Origin of the sequence: Actinophytocola sp. (assembly GCF_049647105.1) — a bacterium.
In the GTDB taxonomy this organism is placed as follows: Bacteria; Actinomycetota; Actinomycetes; order Mycobacteriales; family Pseudonocardiaceae; genus Actinophytocola.
Genome location: NZ_JBARWZ010000276.1, coordinates 13,624 through 30,676, shown reverse-complemented (window position 1 = coordinate 30,676; position 17,053 = coordinate 13,624). Strand labels below are relative to the sequence as shown.

General features: G+C 69.2%; 16 protein-coding genes and 1 tRNA gene. 8 read left to right on the top strand and 9 right to left on the bottom strand.

The window, feature by feature from the left end:
- Positions 1-80: 80 nt before the first annotated feature.
- The 8 genes from WBA97_RS32375 to WBA97_RS32340 form a co-directional block, all read right to left on the bottom strand.
- Positions 81-1,031 carry a lysylphosphatidylglycerol synthase domain-containing protein gene (locus tag WBA97_RS32375; protein WP_424234772.1) on the bottom strand — a complete coding sequence of 317 codons (951 nt, stop codon included), beginning with the start codon at positions 1,029-1,031 and terminating at the stop codon, positions 81-83.
- Complete coding sequence (locus WBA97_RS32370; protein ID WP_424234771.1) at positions 1,024-1,731, bottom strand: class I SAM-dependent methyltransferase; 708 nt, start codon at positions 1,729-1,731, stop codon at positions 1,024-1,026. Before WBA97_RS32370 ends, WBA97_RS32375 begins: the two co-directional genes overlap by 8 nt.
- Entirely contained in the window at positions 1,728-2,750 is a 1,023-nt protein-coding gene (locus tag WBA97_RS32365) for a glycosyltransferase family 2 protein (protein ID WP_424234770.1), read from the bottom strand. The genes WBA97_RS32370 and WBA97_RS32365 overlap by 4 nt, the downstream gene beginning before the upstream one ends.
- On the bottom strand, positions 2,747-4,492 hold the full coding sequence (locus WBA97_RS32360; protein ID WP_424234769.1) for a hypothetical protein: 1,746 nt from the start codon (positions 4,490-4,492) through the stop codon (positions 2,747-2,749). Before WBA97_RS32360 ends, WBA97_RS32365 begins: the two co-directional genes overlap by 4 nt.
- 83 nt (positions 4,493-4,575) lie before the next feature.
- Positions 4,576-6,327, bottom strand: coding sequence for a hypothetical protein (locus tag WBA97_RS32355; protein ID WP_424234768.1), 1,752 nt, complete (start codon positions 6,325-6,327; stop codon positions 4,576-4,578).
- Between the two features lie 9 nt (positions 6,328-6,336).
- Complete coding sequence (locus WBA97_RS32350) at positions 6,337-7,656, bottom strand: alginate O-acetyltransferase AlgX-related protein (protein ID WP_424234767.1); 1,320 nt, start codon at positions 7,654-7,656, stop codon at positions 6,337-6,339.
- A 19-nt stretch (positions 7,657-7,675) separates the two neighbouring features.
- Positions 7,676-7,957: a hypothetical protein gene (locus WBA97_RS32345; RefSeq protein WP_424234766.1), complete on the bottom strand. Its 282-nt coding sequence runs from the start codon at positions 7,955-7,957 to the stop codon at positions 7,676-7,678.
- A gap of 211 nt (positions 7,958-8,168) precedes the next feature.
- Positions 8,169-8,241: transfer RNA gene (locus tag WBA97_RS32340), tRNA-Gly, on the bottom strand.
- A gap of 183 nt (positions 8,242-8,424) precedes the next feature.
- Between WBA97_RS32340 and WBA97_RS32335 the strand changes: the two genes are divergently transcribed.
- The 4 genes from WBA97_RS32335 to WBA97_RS32320 all read left to right on the top strand — a co-directional run bounded on the left by WBA97_RS32335 (position 8,425) and on the right by WBA97_RS32320 (position 12,524).
- Entirely contained in the window at positions 8,425-9,819 is a 1,395-nt protein-coding gene (locus WBA97_RS32335; RefSeq protein ID WP_424234765.1) for a sigma-70 family RNA polymerase sigma factor, read from the top strand.
- 73 nt (positions 9,820-9,892) lie between these two features.
- Positions 9,893-10,345, top strand: coding sequence for a DUF983 domain-containing protein (locus tag WBA97_RS32330; RefSeq protein ID WP_424234764.1), 453 nt, complete (start codon positions 9,893-9,895; stop codon positions 10,343-10,345).
- A 27-nt stretch (positions 10,346-10,372) separates the two neighbouring features.
- Positions 10,373-11,236 carry an Fpg/Nei family DNA glycosylase gene (locus WBA97_RS32325; RefSeq protein ID WP_424234763.1) on the top strand — a complete coding sequence of 288 codons (864 nt, stop codon included), beginning with the start codon at positions 10,373-10,375 and terminating at the stop codon, positions 11,234-11,236.
- Positions 11,237-11,279: 43 nt separating this feature from the next.
- Positions 11,280-12,524, top strand: coding sequence for a histidine kinase (locus tag WBA97_RS32320; RefSeq protein ID WP_424234762.1), 1,245 nt, complete (start codon positions 11,280-11,282; stop codon positions 12,522-12,524).
- 153 nt (positions 12,525-12,677) lie between these two features.
- Here WBA97_RS32320 and WBA97_RS32315 read toward each other — a convergent pair whose 3' ends face one another.
- Positions 12,678-12,992, bottom strand: a complete 315-nt coding sequence (locus tag WBA97_RS32315; RefSeq protein ID WP_424234761.1) for a hypothetical protein — start codon at positions 12,990-12,992, stop codon at positions 12,678-12,680.
- Between the two features lie 47 nt (positions 12,993-13,039).
- Here WBA97_RS32315 and WBA97_RS32310 point away from each other — a divergent pair, with 47 nt between their 5' ends.
- The 4 genes from WBA97_RS32310 to WBA97_RS32295 are packed head-to-tail and all read left to right on the top strand — an operon-like array spanning position 13,040 to position 17,017.
- The gene (locus WBA97_RS32310; RefSeq protein WP_424234760.1) at positions 13,040-13,873 is read left to right on the top strand and encodes a S49 family peptidase; all 834 of its coding nucleotides are present in this window, start codon (positions 13,040-13,042) and stop codon (positions 13,871-13,873) included.
- A gap of 55 nt (positions 13,874-13,928) precedes the next feature.
- Positions 13,929-14,762 carry a LytR/AlgR family response regulator transcription factor gene (locus WBA97_RS32305; RefSeq protein WP_424234759.1) on the top strand — a complete coding sequence of 278 codons (834 nt, stop codon included), beginning with the start codon at positions 13,929-13,931 and terminating at the stop codon, positions 14,760-14,762.
- A 10-nt stretch (positions 14,763-14,772) separates the two neighbouring features.
- On the top strand, positions 14,773-15,207 hold the full coding sequence (locus WBA97_RS32300; protein WP_424234758.1) for a hypothetical protein: 435 nt from the start codon (positions 14,773-14,775) through the stop codon (positions 15,205-15,207).
- A 22-nt stretch (positions 15,208-15,229) separates the two neighbouring features.
- Positions 15,230-17,017, top strand: coding sequence for a cation acetate symporter (locus WBA97_RS32295; RefSeq protein ID WP_424234757.1), 1,788 nt, complete (start codon positions 15,230-15,232; stop codon positions 17,015-17,017).
- Positions 17,018-17,053: the final 36 nt, after the last annotated feature.

The following is a 17,053-nucleotide window of genomic DNA, read 5'->3' as shown; positions in this document are numbered from 1 at the left end:
AGATTAGGTGAGGAGTCACGTACCGCACTGGCACATGGTCCAGAAAAACGGCACGAGTTCGATCCGCCGCGGCAGCGGGATCACACGCCCGCGGCTTGTCCCGCCTTGGCCGCCTGGTTCTGGCGGGCACGGATCAGGCCGTACCGCAGCGCCAGGACCAGGTCCGCGAGGGTGTGGCCGACCCGCAGCATCAGGCTGACGGTGGCCGCGGCGGGTGCGCCCAGCAGCGGGGTGAGCGCGAGGATCAGCACCGCCTCACGGGCGCCGACACCGGCGGGTGCGAGGAACACGAGCAGGCCAACCAGCCAGCCGAGCGCGAACGCGCCGGTGCACACGAGCGCCAGTTGCAGCACCGAGTCCGTGAACGGGGCCGCGAGCACGTAACCGGCCGCGCCGTAGCCGAGCCACGCCGGCAGCATCCACAGCAGCGGCTTCAGGAGCCCGGACCACCGCAGCACGGGAGGTTCGGACCCGGACCGCTTCGCGAGCTTGCGCGCCAGGAAGTTGATCACCTTGGGGTGCAGCCCGACCAGCGCCAGCGGGATGCACAGCCCGGCCCAGCCGAACCTGTCCACCAGCGACGGCTGGCTCACCAGCAGCAACGCGCCGACGATCACCGACGTCACCGTGTGGATGACCAGGAACACCGACCCGGCGAGCAACGCCATGCCACCCGGCACACCACGCTCGCGGGCGAACTTCATCTGCGCGAGGAACGGCCACACCGAGCCCGGCAGGTACTTTCCGACCTGCGCGGGGAAGAAGATCTCCCGCGCGGCGCGGGAGGACACCGGCGACCCCAGCGCGCCGAGGCAGTGCTTCCACACCTCGGCGGTCGCCATGAGGCCCAGCACGATCGCGGCGAACGCCACGACCGGCCGCCACCACGCGATCTCGCCGAGCGCGTCGAGCATCGACGGGAAGTCGTCGCGCAACGCCCAGACGGCGACCCCGACGGCGACCACCACGAAGACCAGGGCCAGCACGTCCGCCCGTCGGCTCGGTTTCGGGGTGGCGGCCTCGCTAGTCACGCCAGATCAACCCGGTCGTCGTCGGATAGGGCAGCGTCGGCGTGCCCCCCTTGAGCAGCTCGATGCGCAGGCCTGGCATCACCGAGATGACCTCCCAGTACCGCTTGCGCTTGATGTTGTCGAACACGACGACGCCGCCGTCGGCAAGGTGGTCGAGCGAGCGGCGGAACGCGTCGACCCTGGCCCGGCCGTCCACCACGATCAGGTCGAACGGCCCGCCGACCTCGTCGATCGTCGAGACGTAGTCGCCGAAGTCGAGGTCGGTGTGCCCGACGCGACCGGAGCGCACGACGCTGTCGGCGGTGGCCGAGGTCGGCGGCACGGCGTGCAGCTTCACGTTGCCAGGGGAGTCGGCCAGCATCCCGCGCACCGACTCCGCCCACCCGGTGTCGTGCTCGACGCTGTCGACGTGCGCGGCGCGCTTGGCGAGCCACAGGGTGCTCGCGCCGGCGCCGTACTCGAAGATCCGCGCGTCCGGGCGGCCGGACAGGAACTCGTCCACCCGCTGCATCGCCGGGTAGCTCCACCAGGCCATGTCCATCCGGACCATGTCACCGGCGTCGAAGATCGAGAACAGGGTGCGGACGTGCCGCGCCTTCGGCGACGCGCTGTTCTCCAGCTTGGTCAGCAGGCCGGTCTTCTCCGCGGCCTTGCGGACGGTCCTGACACCCGACACATAGGCGCCACGCAACCCACTCATGCTTCCACCTTCTCGGAAACCACGACCTCCGCGTCACGGGCGGTCGGCTCGACGGGAGTTCGCTGGGAGATGAGGTCTGTCGCTTCTCGCCGGTTCGCGGTCCGGTGCAGCACGATCTCGGCGATCAACCCGATCGAGATCAGCTGCACGCCGAGGATCACGAGCAGGATGCCCAGCATCAGCAGCGGCCGGTCGCCAATGGCCTGGCCACCGAACAGCTTCACGATGGTCAGATAGGCCAGGACGAGGAAGCCGATGAAACCGGACGCCAGGCCCAGCCCGCCGAACAGGTGCGCGGGGCGGCGGCCGTACTTGGTGATCGTCATGACCGTCAGCAGGTCGATGGCGCCTCGGACGTACCGCTCGAAGCCGTACTTCGACTTGCCGTGCTCACGCGGGCGGTGGTTGACCGCCAGCTCCCGCACCCGGTAGCCGGACTGGTGCGCGAGCGCCGGGATGTAGCGGTGCAGCTCGCCGTACAGCGGCACCCGCCGGTACACCTCGGTCTTCGCCGCCTTGAGGCCACAGTTGTGGTCGTTGATCTTGAGACCGGTCATGACGTTGGTCATCGTGTTGAAGAACTTCGACGGGATCCGCTTGCCCAGCGGGTCCTTGCGGTCCGCCTTGTGCCCGGACACCAGGTCGGCACCGTCGTCCAGCTCGGCGAGCAGGCGCGGCACCTCGGCCGGGTCGTCCTGCAGGTCGGCGTCCATCGTGACGACGCGCTCGCCGCGTGCCTCGTCGACGGCGGCGGCCAGCGCGGCGGCCTTGCCGAAGTTGCGGCGCAGCCTGATGGCACGCACGCGCGGGTTCGCGGCGGCGAGCTGGTTCATCACGTCCCAGCTCGTGTCGGTGCTGCCGTCGTCGACGAAGATGACCTCGTACCCGGCCTCGACCGAGGAGAACGCCTCGTCGATCTGGCCGACCAGCGTCGCCAGCGTCGCCTCTTCGTCCTTGACCGGTATCAGGACGCTGACCTGCACTTCTGGCCGTGTTGTCGGCACTGTCTCAATACTCACTTCTGGTCCTCGTCGTCCGGAACTTCCGCAGGCATCCAGCGCTTCGCGCCGCTGTCCAGGATCACCACGACCCGGAGGTCATCCTCGTCCGGTCCCACCATGCCGAACCCGGTGTCCGCGTTGATGCCCAGATACTGCTGGGCGATGTCCGAACGCACCCGGTCACTGACGCCGCCCCCCACGACCTCGCCGGAGGAGTCGACAAGCACGGTACAGCGCACCGGGTCCTTCACTCCCGTCGCCCATCCCCACACCAGCTGTGACCCCGGCTTCTCCTCGACCTTGTCGACGGTGCCCGCGGGGGAGGCAGGAGTACGGCCTCCGGCGGGCGCGACCATCTCCTTCACGCCCGTGAGATCGATCGTGTCACCCAGTTCGGGGCCGCCGCACCCGAGCGTGAAGTCGTCGTTGAACGGGTAGTGACCGAGCGCCTCGAGCCGAGGCACCAGCTGATGCCCGGCCGGCGGCAGCGCCCATCCGAACGCGTTGAGGTAGCCGGCACGCAGCGCCACGGACTTGATCTCGTGGTCGGCGTCCTCGGCACGCACCGTGTCGGCGGTCGGCACCCCGAGCGCGAACCCGGTGACGCCCGCGACCACGAACGCGACGGCGAGCTTGCGCCAGTGCCGGGCCGCGAAACCGTTGACGACGGTGCCGATGATGACCAGCAGCGGCAGCGAGATCAGCACGGACACCGACGTGTAGCGGCTGTGCTGGCTGTAGTCGAGGCCGAAGTCGATGCGTGAGATCGCGATCATCGCGGAGCCGAAGAACCCGTGGCAGCCGAGTCCCCACCAGAACCGCAGCTCGGGTTCGCGCGCCGCCTTCACGGTCGCCATCGCGGCGTACCCGGCGATGATGATCGCGCCGGCGAACACCGCCATGCCGGTGTTGTTGGCGGCCCAGATGTGGCCGATGACCGCGAAGAGGCCGTAGATCGCGGTGCCGATGTCGCTCTCGGTGCCCGACCCCGCCGCGTTGTGGTTGACCGACATCCAGCCGCCGACGATCACCGCGCCAAGCGCGAGCGGCAGGACCCGCCGCCACAGGGGTTCCTTGCGCATGATCGCGACGAGCGCCAGGGACGGCCACGCGGCGAACGCGGTGCCGTAGGTGATGCTGCCGAGCAGCGCCATGCCCCACGCTGGCCACCACTTGCCCCTGACCGCGAACAGCAGCGCGGCGACCGAGATCAGGTTCGCGGTCAGCCAGGCGGCGCCGCTCATCGCGTGGGTGAAGTTGTGCAGCCCGTGCAGGCTGAAGATCAGTGCGGACGACGCGAGCACGATCGACGCGCGCACCACGACCGGCAACGACTTCGGGATCGCGAACCGGATCAGCACCACGGTCGCGAGCGCGATCAGGATGTCGAGGTAGCCAAGGATCCGCTGGTTGCCGCCGAAGAGCGTCGCGTCGAGGTAGAACAGCAGCGACGGGACCGCGATCAGGTGCTCGTTGGAGGCCTTGAACAGGCCGCCGACGTTGAGCCCCCCGTCCAGGCTCACGAACCGGACCAGCGCGTACCAGTAGTCGACGAAGTGCAGCTGCGGCGACTTCGACACCTCGATGGCCATCGCGGCGGCGGGGACGAGCGCGAGGAACTCGATGAGACGCGCGAGCCAGCGGGGCGTGGTGAACCGTTCCAGCTGGTGCCGCCACGTGCCGGCGGGTGCCGGTGTCGCGGCGCGCTCCTCCTCCGAAGCCGAATCCGGCTCCGACTTGTCCGTCACCGTGCTCGTCACGCCACACCCCTCCGTGCCAGGTCCACGCCGACCAGCCTGTCAAAGGCCGGAATACGGGTGGCGCGCGACCCGTCGAACGGCCCCTACTCGATGGTCGGAGTGGGGAGCCAGAACAGCCAGCCGTCATCCAGGACGACGACCACCCGGCCGGCCGGATCGGTCGGTGCGGCCACCGCGAAACCTGTGTCGACTGGTGCCCAGTCGAGCTTTTTCATCACGTCCGGCCTGGTCAAATGGTACTGGCCGCCGCCAGTCACCTTGCCATCGCTGTCGGTGACCAGGACACATACGACATCGCTGCGTCCGCCGGTGGCCCACCCGCGCATCAGGATCGTGTCCCCGAGGGTCTCGAACTCGTCGACCTCGCCAGCGGGCCGCCGCTGGTCCTCCTCGATCTCCGGCATGGGCCGCATCTCGTCGACGGCGAGGCGGTCGCCGAGCTCGGGTCCGCCGCAGCCGATCGTGAAGTCGTCGGTGTACGGGTAGTGGTGGAGTGCCTCGAGCCGGGACGCGATCCTCTTGGTCTTGGGAAGGCCCTCCCAGAGGCGGTTGTCCAGCTGGGCGCGCAACGCGACGGCCTCCAGCGGCGCGTCGTCAAGGTAGGTACTGACCGCCGTCTTCGTCGGCGCGCCGAGCGTGAACCCGACGAGCCCGATCACGACGGCCGCGATCGTGAACCGCGCCGCGCTCTTCGGCCACCGGAGTAACGCGACGGTCGTCCCGATCACGAGCAGCGGCAGCGAGGTGAGCACCGACAGCGACGTGTACCGGCTGGCCAGCCCGACATCGTTGCCGAAGTCGGTCCGCGCGGCGGCGATCATCCCGCACGCCAGCACCCCGTACAGGGCGAGCGCCCACCAGAACCACAGCAGCCTGCTGCGCGCGACGGGCACGGTGAGCAGCGCGATGAGCCCGAACAGGATGGCCCCGCCCGCGATGACCGCGAGACCGGAGGACGCGCCGGTCCAGAGGTGCCCGATCAGGGAAAGGAACGCGTGCAGCAGGGTGCCGATGCCGTCGCTCTCGGCGCTCGGGCTCGACTCGAGGCCCGACTGCAGGTGAACCCATTCGGCGATGACCACGACACCGAGCCCGATCGTCGTGAGCCGGCGCCACAGGGGTTCCCCGTGCAGGACCGCGATCAGGAACAACACGGGCCACACCGCGAACCCGGTGCCGTAGCTCATGCACGCCACCAGGCCGACCAGCCACGCCGGGAACCACTGCCGCTTCAGCGCGAAGATCAGCGACGCGATCACCAGCAGGTTCGCGAGGAGCCACGCGGTGCCGCTCATGCCGAGCGCGAAGTTGTGGAAGCCGTGCAGGCTGAACACGAGCGCGGACGCGGCCACCACGAGGCCCGCGCGCAGCACGTCGGGCAGGATGCGCGGCAGCGTGTGGCGCAGCAGCACGACCGTGATCACGGCGATCACCACCGTGAGGTAGCCCAGCACCCGGTTGTCGCCGCCGAAGAACCGCGCGTCCACCCAGTAGAAGAACGACGGCACCATCAGCGGGTGCTCGTTGTTCAGGGTCCAGATGCCGCCGAGCCGGAAGGTGCCGTCCGGGTTCGTGATCCGCAGCAGCACCGACCAGTAGTCGTACTGCTGCAGCCGGGGCGACCCGGCGACCTCGAACACCATCACGATCGCGGGCAGCAGGGCGAGCAGTTCGATGCCGAACGCGAGCCTGCGGTGGTAGAGCCACGGCCTGCGCACGGGCACGCGATCCGGAGCGGGCTCCGGCCTGGCGTCCTGCTCGTCCGGGGCGGTCTGTACCTGCCCGGCGTCCCGGTCTTGCCCGGCCCGCGTCTGGGGCGCGGCTCTGTCAGTCACTGTTGAACCCTAACCAACCGGATGTTTCTGCAACTCGTCATCCAGCCGATCCAGGAATCGCTGGTCCAAAAGGTCGATCGCGCCCGCCGCGATGTTCCGTTCGACGACTTCGAACACGACGATCTCGGCGTCGGTGAAGGTGTCGATCACCTCGTCCGGCCGGTTGAGCGCCGACCGGTAGTACTGCATCGTCAGGTCCGCGAACGCGGCAGGCAGATAGCTGGACGCGTTCACCAGGAACGAGTCCCCGAACACGGCGGTCGGCGCGTACACCATGCCCCGCAGCTCATCCGAGTCGTAGCGCTTCGGCTCGATCAGGTCGATGGTGGCGTTGCGGGCCCGGTCGTAGCGTCCGTCGGGCTTGAGCCGGTAGTTGATGATCTCGTTGTCGCCCTTCCTGCCCACGAGCCTCGGCAGGTCGGCGGTCACCAGCTCCACTTCCTTCTTCTGGATGCGCCACGTCTCGGCGACCCCCGGCTTGACCTCCTGGGCGACGGCCTTGACCATCTCCAGCGCACCCTCGCTCGTCCAGTGCGTGTCCAGCGGGTAGTACATGGGCTTGTCGTTGCGTTCCGCCGCGGCGGCGAGGCGGGGCCGCATGTCCATGCCGCCCGCGACCCCGATGGACTGCTGCCACAGCTCCGGCGTGACCGGGGCGGCGCAGTCCTTGCCAGGGTAGGTGTCCGGCAGGTGCTCGGGCACCATCGTGGTCTTGTCCGGCACGAGGACCAGCACGAACGTGCGCCCGGACCGCTCGACCACGTCCCGCAGCTTGGCGAGCTGGGCGATGGTCTGTGCCAGCGGCTTCGTCGGATGGCACTTGGACAGCGCGTCGGAGCCGTAGTAGAGCCAGTCGTCCGTGCCCTCGACGACGTCCCGGAACCCGGCCTGCTCCGCCCCCTCCGACGGGCCCTCGATGGGCGTGTCCCGGTCGGTGTCCGGATTCTCGTTCTGCTCAGTGGGCGTGCCGGGCAGCGGCCCGGTTGGCGTGCTGCCACCCTGGTCGAACGGCGGGGGCTCACCGAAGAACGTGCGGCTGGCCCAGTCGGCGGCGCTGAGGGCCTCCTCGCGGAACACGAGGTTGTCGGTCGCCCACGGCTCCATCCCGGTGAACAGCCCCCAGCCTTCGCCGAAGCCGGGGAAGCTCGCGAGCTCGTGGTTCTCGATCTCGCTCGGCCGCATGCCGACCACCCACATCAGGGTGGGGGTCGCGAAGAAGACCAGTGCGCTGATCAGCGCGGTGAGCTGCCGCTTCCCGTGTCTCGGGCGGTGCAGGGAGTGCTCCCTGGGCAGCCACGCCTCGTGGACGGGTGGCAGCTCGGTGGTCACGGGTGCACGCTAGCCGGTCTCATGTCGCGGAACTGTCATCTTCTTCAAGCTTCTCGGCGATCGAGGCGTTGACCACAGTCGTCTTGTCCTGCGTCCCGACGATCTGCGTCATCTCACCGGACGGCGCCTCCCACGCGGCGGAGACGGGGATGTGCACCTTCGACTTCTCGGACGGCGGCGTGTCCGCCTCGGCGTCCGCCTCCGCGAGGATCTCCTCGCTCATGGTCCGGTACTCGTTCGTCGTGATCTCCCGGGCCGTCAGCCGCTCGCCGAGCTCCCGAAGCCGTTCCTGCCAGCTCATGCACAAGTTGGTATCACGATGTCCGTAAAATGGGGCCATGGCGGACACGCTGGACCTGCGAGCAACCGGCCTCGGCCCTCCGCGCAACAGAAAGCACGCTGGGTCGGCGCCAACGGCACCGTGGGGTCTGCGGGGGTCGCTCCCGCAAGACAATGACGACCGACCTGGCGAGCTTGCGCAGCAAGCGAGCAGGGTCGGCCAGAGATCGTCGAGCGGACGACGGGACTCGAACCCGCGACCCTCACCTTGGCAAGGTGATGCGCTACCAGCTGCGCTACGTCCGCAATGCTGAGAAGCATAGCGGATGGCCTAGTGGCTTTGGCGGAGAGGCTGAATGGCGCAGTCTCCTACGCCGTAGGACTTAATACCTTCGTAGGTATCGCCTTCACGTTCTTAACGTTTGCCGTCCACTCGAAACGGTGTGTGGCATGTTTGGCAAATCCCATGGTGGTCGGGATGGAGGTGTCGTGACCAGCGAGGCTGTGGAAGCACCCGAGGGTGGGGACCGGACGCTGCTCGAGCGGCTCCGCGGGGGCGAGGACGCCGCCTTCGGCGAGCTGTTCTCCCGGCATTCCGCCGCCGTCTTCCGGCTGGCGCTCGGGCTCGTGAACGACCGGGCCGAGGCGGACGACCTGACCGCGGAGGCGTTCTTCCGCGTGCTGCAGGCCATCCGGCGCGGCGCGGGGCCCGTCGACAACGTGCGTGGCTACCTGCTGATCGTCGTGCGGCGCGTGGCGTGGGAGTGGAGCCTGCGGCGCAAGGACGTGCCGGTCAGCGACGAGGAGCTGACCCACCGCGCGCCGTCGAACCCGGACACGGCAGGCCAGTTCACGGAACGCAACCTGATCCGCCGCGCCTTCACCTCGCTGCCGGAACGCTGGCGCAAGGTGCTCTGGAAGATGGAGGTCGAGGGCGAGCGCCCGGCGGCCGTGGCCACGAACTTCGGTCTCAGCCCCAACGCGACGGCGGCCCTCGCACGCCGCGCGAGGCAGGGGCTGCGTGCCGCCTATCTGCAGGCGCACCTGGCTTCCGAGCGCAGTGCCGTCGGCTGCCGGTCGGTGCTGGAGAAGCTCGGTGCCTACACCGCGGGCACCACGTCGGGCATCGAGCGCCGCCGCATCCGCTCCCACCTCTCCACCTGCACGTCCTGCACCGCGATGTACGCCGAACTGCGGGACATCTTCGTCGGGCTGCGCCCGCACACCGCGCTCGCGACCGTGCCGGTGGCCGGGGCCGCGCTGTGGCAGCTGGGCGCCGCCCTCAAGGGCCTGTTCGCGAGCACGAAGATCCAGGTCGGACTCGCCGCGACGTCGGCGGCCGCGGTCGGCGTGCTGGGGATCGCGTTCGCGCCGTGGGGCGGCGGGGACGACTCGAAGCCGATGGAGCTGGCCGGCAAGCGGGCCATCGGGACGCACGCCGACGCCCATCCGGTCCGGCCGCCGACCACGATCGACGTGCGGCGCGGCAGCCTCGAGGACTCGATCTCTCCGCCGGAGAAGGACGACGAGCCATCCGATCGGGACGCGGGCGCGCAGGAGACCAGCACGCCCGTGACGCCGACGTCGGGGGCGCGGGCAGGCACGCCGCCGGTGGGTTCCGTCAGGACGACGGAGGGCGGTGGCCGCACCGACGTGCCCATGTCGAGCGAGGCCGCGACGTTCGACGAGAGCGTGCCGATCGTGTACCGCGAGACCACGGTCGAGACCTACAGCCAGGAGTACGGGGACTACACGCTCGTCCAGGAGACGACCACGGTCACCGAGGTGAACTCACTGAATCAGACGCGTACCACCAGGTCGACGACGTCCTACACGCAGCCCCGGGAACCCGGGGTAACGGCGAAGAGCGCACCAACCACCTGACCGGGTCCTGACAACGCCCCCGGGCATGCGCCATCATTGAAGTTGATGTTGCCGGGCGCCGGGAGGCGATCGAATGACGCGCATTGTGGACGGAGCTGACGGGCGAAAGTGGGTCATTCGCAGCGAGATGGAGTGGCGCCAGCCTGCCACCGATGACGACTTCGAGCACGACGTGAGCGTTGGCAATCTGTCCGCGTTCGTGCTGCTCGCGTTGGTGGTCGTGCTGGCCGTGGTCCTGGTGGTGGCGATTCCCGACGATGTCGTCGCGCCGTGGAGCAGCAATATGCTGTGGCTCGGCCTTCTCATCGTGCTCGCGATCCTGTTCTTCCCGGCCCGCTGGGCGCTGCGCAGGCCGTGGACCGTGGTCGCCGAGACCGGGAACATGGGCGATGGCGAGCCTGAGGAACGCTGGGTCGGTACCGTCCGCGGCCTGTTCACCGTGCGTCAGCAGGTCAACCGCATCACCAAGGACATCCAACTCGACTCGCAGCCGGGTCTCGAAGGTCCGCTGCAACCCGTGGCGTAACCGCCGGAATCGGGCAAGACTGAGGCCGTGCCAGAACTCCCCGAGGTCGAGGCGCTCGCACAGCACATCCGCGAGCACGGTGTCGGCCGCGCCGTGGCGCGGGTCGACGTCGCCTCGCTGTCCGTGCTGAAGACCGTGAGCCCGCCGTGGACCGAGCTGCACGGCAAGGAGGTGACGGGTGCGGGCAGGCACGGCAAGTTCCTCGACATCGAGGTCGGGGACCTGCACCTGATCATCCACCTGGCCCGCGCGGGCTGGCTGCGCTGGGCAGGCAACCTGTCGGCCGCGCCGCCGAAACCGGGCAAGGGCCCGCTCGCGTTCCGCGTGCACCTCGGGCCGCCCGGTCAGGGCCCCGGCTTCGACCTCACCGAGGCGGGCACGAAGAAGGGCCTCGCGGTGTGGATCGTGGCCGATCCGGACGACGTGCCGGGCATCGCGGCACTCGGCCCGGACGCGCTGGCGGTGACCCGTGACGAGTTCGTCACAGTGCTGGCCGGCAGGACGGAACGCCTGAAGAACGCGCTGACCACGCAGAAGATCATCGCCGGTGTCGGCAACGCCTACTCCGACGAGATCCTGCACATGGCGCGGCTGTCGCCGTTCGCGACCGCGGGCAAGCTGGACGACGAGCAGACCGACCGGCTGTACGAGGCGATGCGCGAGATCCTCACCAGCGCTGTGAGCAGGTCCGTCGGTCAGCACGCTGCGACGCTGAAGGGCGAGAAGCGATCCGGACTTCGGGTGCACAACCGCGCGGGCATGCCGTGCCCGGTGTGCGGTGACACGGTGCGCGAGGTGTCCTTCGCGGACAAGGCGTTCCAGTACTGCGCGACCTGCCAGACCGGTGGAAAGCCGCTCGCCGACCGCCGGATGTCGAGGTTGCTCAAATGACCCTCCCTTGCCACGGAAGGTGCCGCGGCCGGAGCATTGACCGGTGACCGACCTGTGGAACCAGCAGACCATCATCGGCTGCGGTGTCGCGATAGTGCTGGTCGCTGCCCTGTTCCTCTGGTTCCGGTCGCGTAAGTCGGACAACTCGGTCGACGACGCCGTGCTGGACGCCGTGCAGCGGTTGTCGAAGACGGCCCCGGCCATGCGCAGCGGGCTCACCGAGGAGGCCGCCGACCAGTGCGCGAAGCACCTGGTGGAGATGCTCAGGTGCGTTGCCATCGGGATCACGGACGCGAACGGGCACCTGCTGTCGTGGGACGGCCATGCCAACGAGCACTACGCCGACCTGACCGGCGCGATCGACATCGCCGTCCGCAACGGCCAGCGCGCGCACATCCACCACACGAACCTGGACTGCGCCCACAGAAGCCGCTGCCCGATGCGCACGGCGGTGATCGTGCCGCTGATCCCGGACGGCCAGGTCGAGGGCGCCCTGATCGTGGTCGGCGGGGTCAACTCGAAGCGGCTGATCAGGGCCGCCGACGAGGTGGCGCAGTTCGTCTGCATCCAGCTGGAGCTGGCGAAGCTGGACGAGTCGAAGCAGCAGCTCGCGAAGGCCGAGGTGCGGATGCTGCGCGCCCAGATCTCGCCGCACTTTCTCTACAACGCGTTGAACTCGATTTCGTCGCTGATCCGCACCGACCCGGAACGGGCGCGTGACCTGCTGCAGGAGTTCGCCGACTTCACGCGGTACTCGTTCCGGACGACCGGCCAGTTCACGACGCTCGCGGACGAACTCCGCAACATCGACCGCTACCTGACCATCCAGAGCCAGCGCTACGCCGACCGCCTCAACGTGCGCATCAAGATCGCGCCGGAGGTGCTGTCGGTGGTGGTGCCGTTCCTGGTGCTCCAGCCGCTGGTGGAGAACGCGGTGCAGCACGGCCTGGCCTCCAAGCCGGGTGGTGGGACGGTGACGGTCGTGGCGCAGGACAACGGCAACGAGGCGCTGATCAGCGTGGAGGACGACGGTGTGGGGATGGACGCCGACCGCCTCTTCGCCGACCTGCGCGACGCGCACAAGACGGGTTCCCACGTCGGCATCGGCAACATCAACCAGCGCATGCGTCAGGTGTTCGGCGACGAGTACGCGCTGATGGCGGAGACCGCGCCGGGCGCGGGCATGAAGGTGATCCTGCGCGTGCCGAAGTTCTTCCCCGGCGTCCGCCCGGACCTCCCGAAGTTCGGCGAGGAAACCGACACGAAGACAACCCAGCCCACCACCTGACCCGCGAGTCCAACCCGCACGACCCGCGAGTTCGACTCGCACGACCCGCGAGTTGAACCGGCACGACCCGCGAGTGCGACAATCACGTCGGCGGCGGTGGCGCGTTTGTCGAACTCAGGGTTCATCCCGGTTGGACACGCGGGTCGTACGGGTTCAACTCGCGGGGGGTGTGGTGTGGTGGCCCGGGTGGTGCCAGTGGACGTGGCCGTCGACGACGTCCGCGTCCATGCCCGCCCAGTGCGGGTCGACCTTCCAGTGGGACGCCGCCCCCGGCGTCGCGTCCTGGTAGGCGCCCCGGTCGACCGACCCGAACACGGCGAGCCCCGGCCGCGCCCACACCGCCGACAGCCGCCGCTCCACCCAGGCCTGTGCCGCCTCGCACGTCGCGAACTCGGCGACATCGATCTGCGACAGGTGCGACTCGTCCCCCATGCCAAGCCACGCCCGCCAGCGCACTTGCCTCCCCATACGGAACATGAGCGAGCGAACACGCGCGGGATACGTAGGGTGGTTCCATGAGTGTCACGGAAAAGCTGACGGCCCGGCTCCCCATGAACCGGGGCTCCGCCAAACCCGTCGTCGCCGTGGTCAAGCTGCACGGCGTCATCACCCCGACCCCGTCGCCGTTGAGCCGGGGCACGATCAACATCAACACCGTGGAACCGGCCCTCATCAAGGCCTTCGACCACGAGCGGCTGTCCGCGGTCGCACTGGCGATCAACTCGCCTGGTGGCGCCCCGACGCAGTCCGCACTGGTGAGCGAGCGGATCCGGGAGCTGGCCGACCGCAAGAAGGTCCCCGTCATCGCGTTCTGCGAGGACGTCGCGGCGTCCGGCGGCTACTGGCTCGCGTGCGCCGCCGACGAGATCTACGCGCATTCGTCGTCGCTCGTCGGCTCGATCGGGGTGGTCACCGCGGGGTTCGGTCTCAACGGGCTGCTCGAGCGGGTCGGTGTCGAGCGCCGCGTGTACACCGCGGGTGCGCACAAGGTGCGCCTCGACCCGTTCCGGCCGGAGAACGACGAGGACGTCGAGTGGCTGAAGGGGCTGCAGTCCCAGCTGCACGACCAGTTCGTGTCGTGGGTGAAGGAGCGCCGCCGCGACCGGCTGAACGACGACAACGACCTGTTCACCGGTGAGGTGTGGACCGGCGCGAAGGCGAAGGAGCTGGGCCTCGTCGACGGGGTCGGCAACCTCCGCGCCGTGCTGACCTCGCGTTTCCCGGAGGCGGAGCTCGTCGTGGCCGAGCCGAAGCGCCCGCTGCTGGCTCGGCTCGGCGTGGGTGGAGCGGCACAGTCCCTGCTCGCGGCCGTCGAGCATCGGGCAATCTGGTCCCGTTACGGACTCTGACCGTGTCACCCACGAGGGGCAACCCCATGGACAGATTCCACTTCCCATCGGCAAGATGCGGGTCACCGTGAGTACTTCACCGAACACCCCGGGTCTCGTCGTCCTAGCCGTGGACGACGAGAAAGACGGCATGGACCTGATGGTCGAACGGCTCGAGGCGAACCGCTACGTGCGCCGGGTCATCCCGGCGTTCGACGCGACCGAGGCGCTGCGCCAGCTGGGCGGCGACGATCCGGAGCTGACCGCGCGCCGCTACGCGGGCAAGCCGATCGTGGACGCGGTCTTCTCCGACCTGAAGATGCCGGGACTGACCGGCATGGAGATGGCGAAGGTACTGGCGGGCTTCAAACCGTCGCCGGTGCTGGTGTTCATCACCGGGCACGGCGAGGGCAACGACGCGGTCGAGGCGTTCGACCTCGGCGCGGTCGACTTCATCCCGAAGCCGTGCGACCAGGGCCGGATGGACCGCGCGGTGCAGCGGGTGATCTCCAAGCTGCGTGGTGACGGGCTGGTCGGCGAGGCGCCGCAGGTCGCGTCGGAGCCGGCGGACGACGAGGTCATCCCGGTCGAGCTGGCAGGCAACACGAAGCTGATCCCGCGCTCGTCGGTGCGCTGGGTGGAGGCGCAGGGCGACTACGCGCGCCTGTTCACCACCGAGGGCTCGCACCTGGTGCGGATCCCGCTCGCGCAGCTGGAGGAGCGTTGGGAGAAGGCGGGTTTCGTCCGCATCCACCGCTCGTACCTGGTGCCGATCAACCTGATCACCGAGCTGCAGCTTGGCGGCAACGGCTACCACGTGGTCATCGGCGACGACGAGCGCAAGCTGCCGGTCAGCCGCAGGCACACGCGTGAGCTGAAGGACCGGATCGTCCGGCGCGGCGGCTTGTGAGCGGGCGCTCGTGAGCAGGCATTCGGCAGGGCCGCCAGGGCGGGACGAACAGGGTGCGCGCGGCAGGTCCTACCAGGACCCGCCGACGAAACCGCGCCGCAAGCGAGTGGTGCTCGCCGACTCGCGGGCGCCGGTCACCCGGCTGCGCACGGTCATCGAGCTGGAGGAACAGACCAGTTACGGCGAGGAGCTGATCCGCCAGCTGATCCGCGCGCAGTTACGCACCGCGGTGAGGTTCTGGCTTGGCACGATCGGCTTCTTCCTGGCCCTGCCTGCCCTGTTCTTCTTCCTCCCGCAGCTGTCGCAGATCAACTTCGTCGGCGTGCGTCTGCCATGGCTCGTACTCGGACTGCTGCCGTTCCCGTTGTTGTTCGGCGTCGGATACTGGTACAACGTGGTGGCCGAGGGGCAGGAGCGCGACTTCGTGGCGATGGTCGAGAAGTAGCGGTAGACAAGTAAGAGGATCGGTGAGCGCAAACATCTGGGCCCTGGCCGGGGCGCTCGCGGTCATCGTCGCGACTTTCTCCATTGGCTGGCGCTCGTCGCGTCAGGCCAGCAACGCGCAGGACTTCCTGGTCGCCCGCCGCACCGTCCGCTCCCGCCGCAACGCGGCCGCCGTCTCCGGTGAGTACCTGTCCGCCGCGTCGTTCCTCGGGGTCGCCGGCCTGGTGCTGAAGGACGGCGCCGACGCGCTCTGGTATCCGATCGGGTTCACGGCGGGTTACCTGGCGCTCATGCTGTTCGTCGCCGCGCCGCTGCGCCGCTCCGGCGCCTACACGCTGCCGGACTTCTGCGAGGCGCGGCTCGGTTCCCGCGCGCTGCGCGGCATGGCCGCGGTGTTCGTGGTGTTCATCGGGATCCTGTACGTGGTCCCGCAGCTGCAGCTCGCGGGCCAGGCGCTGGCGAACATCCTGCCGGTGCCGACGTGGGTCGGTGCGACGCTGGTGACGGTCGTGGTGATCGTCAACGTGTTCGGCGGCGGGATGCGCGCGATCACCGTGGTGCAGGCGTTCCAGTACTGGCTGAAGCTGTTCGCGATCGCGGCGCCGACGTTCGTCATGTGCCTGCTGTTCATCGGCAACGGCGGTCCGCGTGACGGGCAGGCCACGACGCTGACCGAGGCGTTGCCGCCGACCTTCACGAGCGCCACCGCCATCGACGTCAAGACGCCGGTGTTGTTGCAGGTCGAGGAACCGGTGTGGCTCGCGGCCCGGGGCGAGGTCAACGGCGAGCCCGCGGGCGGCTCGGTCTACTGGGGTCCCGGCCTCCACGAGGTCAGTGCGGGCACCACGCTGTACTTCTCGAAGGGCTCGTCGGTGCCGGTGGTCGCCGGCGCGCCGACGGACAACGCGAGCTGGCTTTCGCCAACGTCGAGCACGGGCGACCTGTTCACCACGTACTCGCTGATCCTGGCGTTGTTCCTGGGCACCATGGGCCTGCCGCACGTCCTGGTCCGCTTCTACACGAACCCGGACGGCCGCGCCGCGCGCCGCACCACGCTGCACGTGCTGATGTTCCTGTCGCTGTTCTACCTGTTCCCGACCATGCTCGGCGCGTTGTCGCGGCTGTACGTGCCGGAGCTGCTGGTCACCGGTCAGACCGACGCCGCGGTGCTGGCCCTGCCAGCGGGTATCGCGCCAGGCATCCTCGGCGACATCCTTGGCGCGATCCTCACCGCTGGTGCGTTCGCGGCGTTCCTGGCGACGTCGTCGGGCCTGGTGGTGAGCGTGGCCGGGGTGCTGTCGACCGACGTGCTGCGTGGCCGGGTGCGTGACTTCCGGTTCGCGACGGCCGTCGCGGGCGGGGTGCCGCTGGTGCTCGCGATCGCCGTGCGGCAGACGGACATCTCGCTGACCGTCGGCATGTCGTTCGCGCTGGCCGCGTCGACGTTCTGCCCGGTCCTGCTGCTCGGGGTGTGGTGGCGCAGGCTCACGTGGGTGGGTGCCGCAGCGGGCATGGTCGTCGGCGGCGGGCTCGTGCTGACCGCGTTGGTGATCAACACGATCAGCGGCCTGACCGGTAACTGGGCGCCGGCCGAGCTCGGCCAGCCCGCGCTGGTCACGGTGCCGGTCGCGTTCCTCACGGTGATCCTCGTGAGCAAGGCGACCGCGACGAGGATCCCCGCCGATGTGGCACAGATCCGGCTGCGCATGCACGCGCCGGACAACCTCGGGCTCACCCGCGACCGCGCGGTGGCGAGCTTCGGCACGGCGGAGGAGCGATCACGACTGGCGGACGGTCGCCATCGCAAGTAGCGGGATCGGGCGATCGCGCCATTAACATCTAGGCGA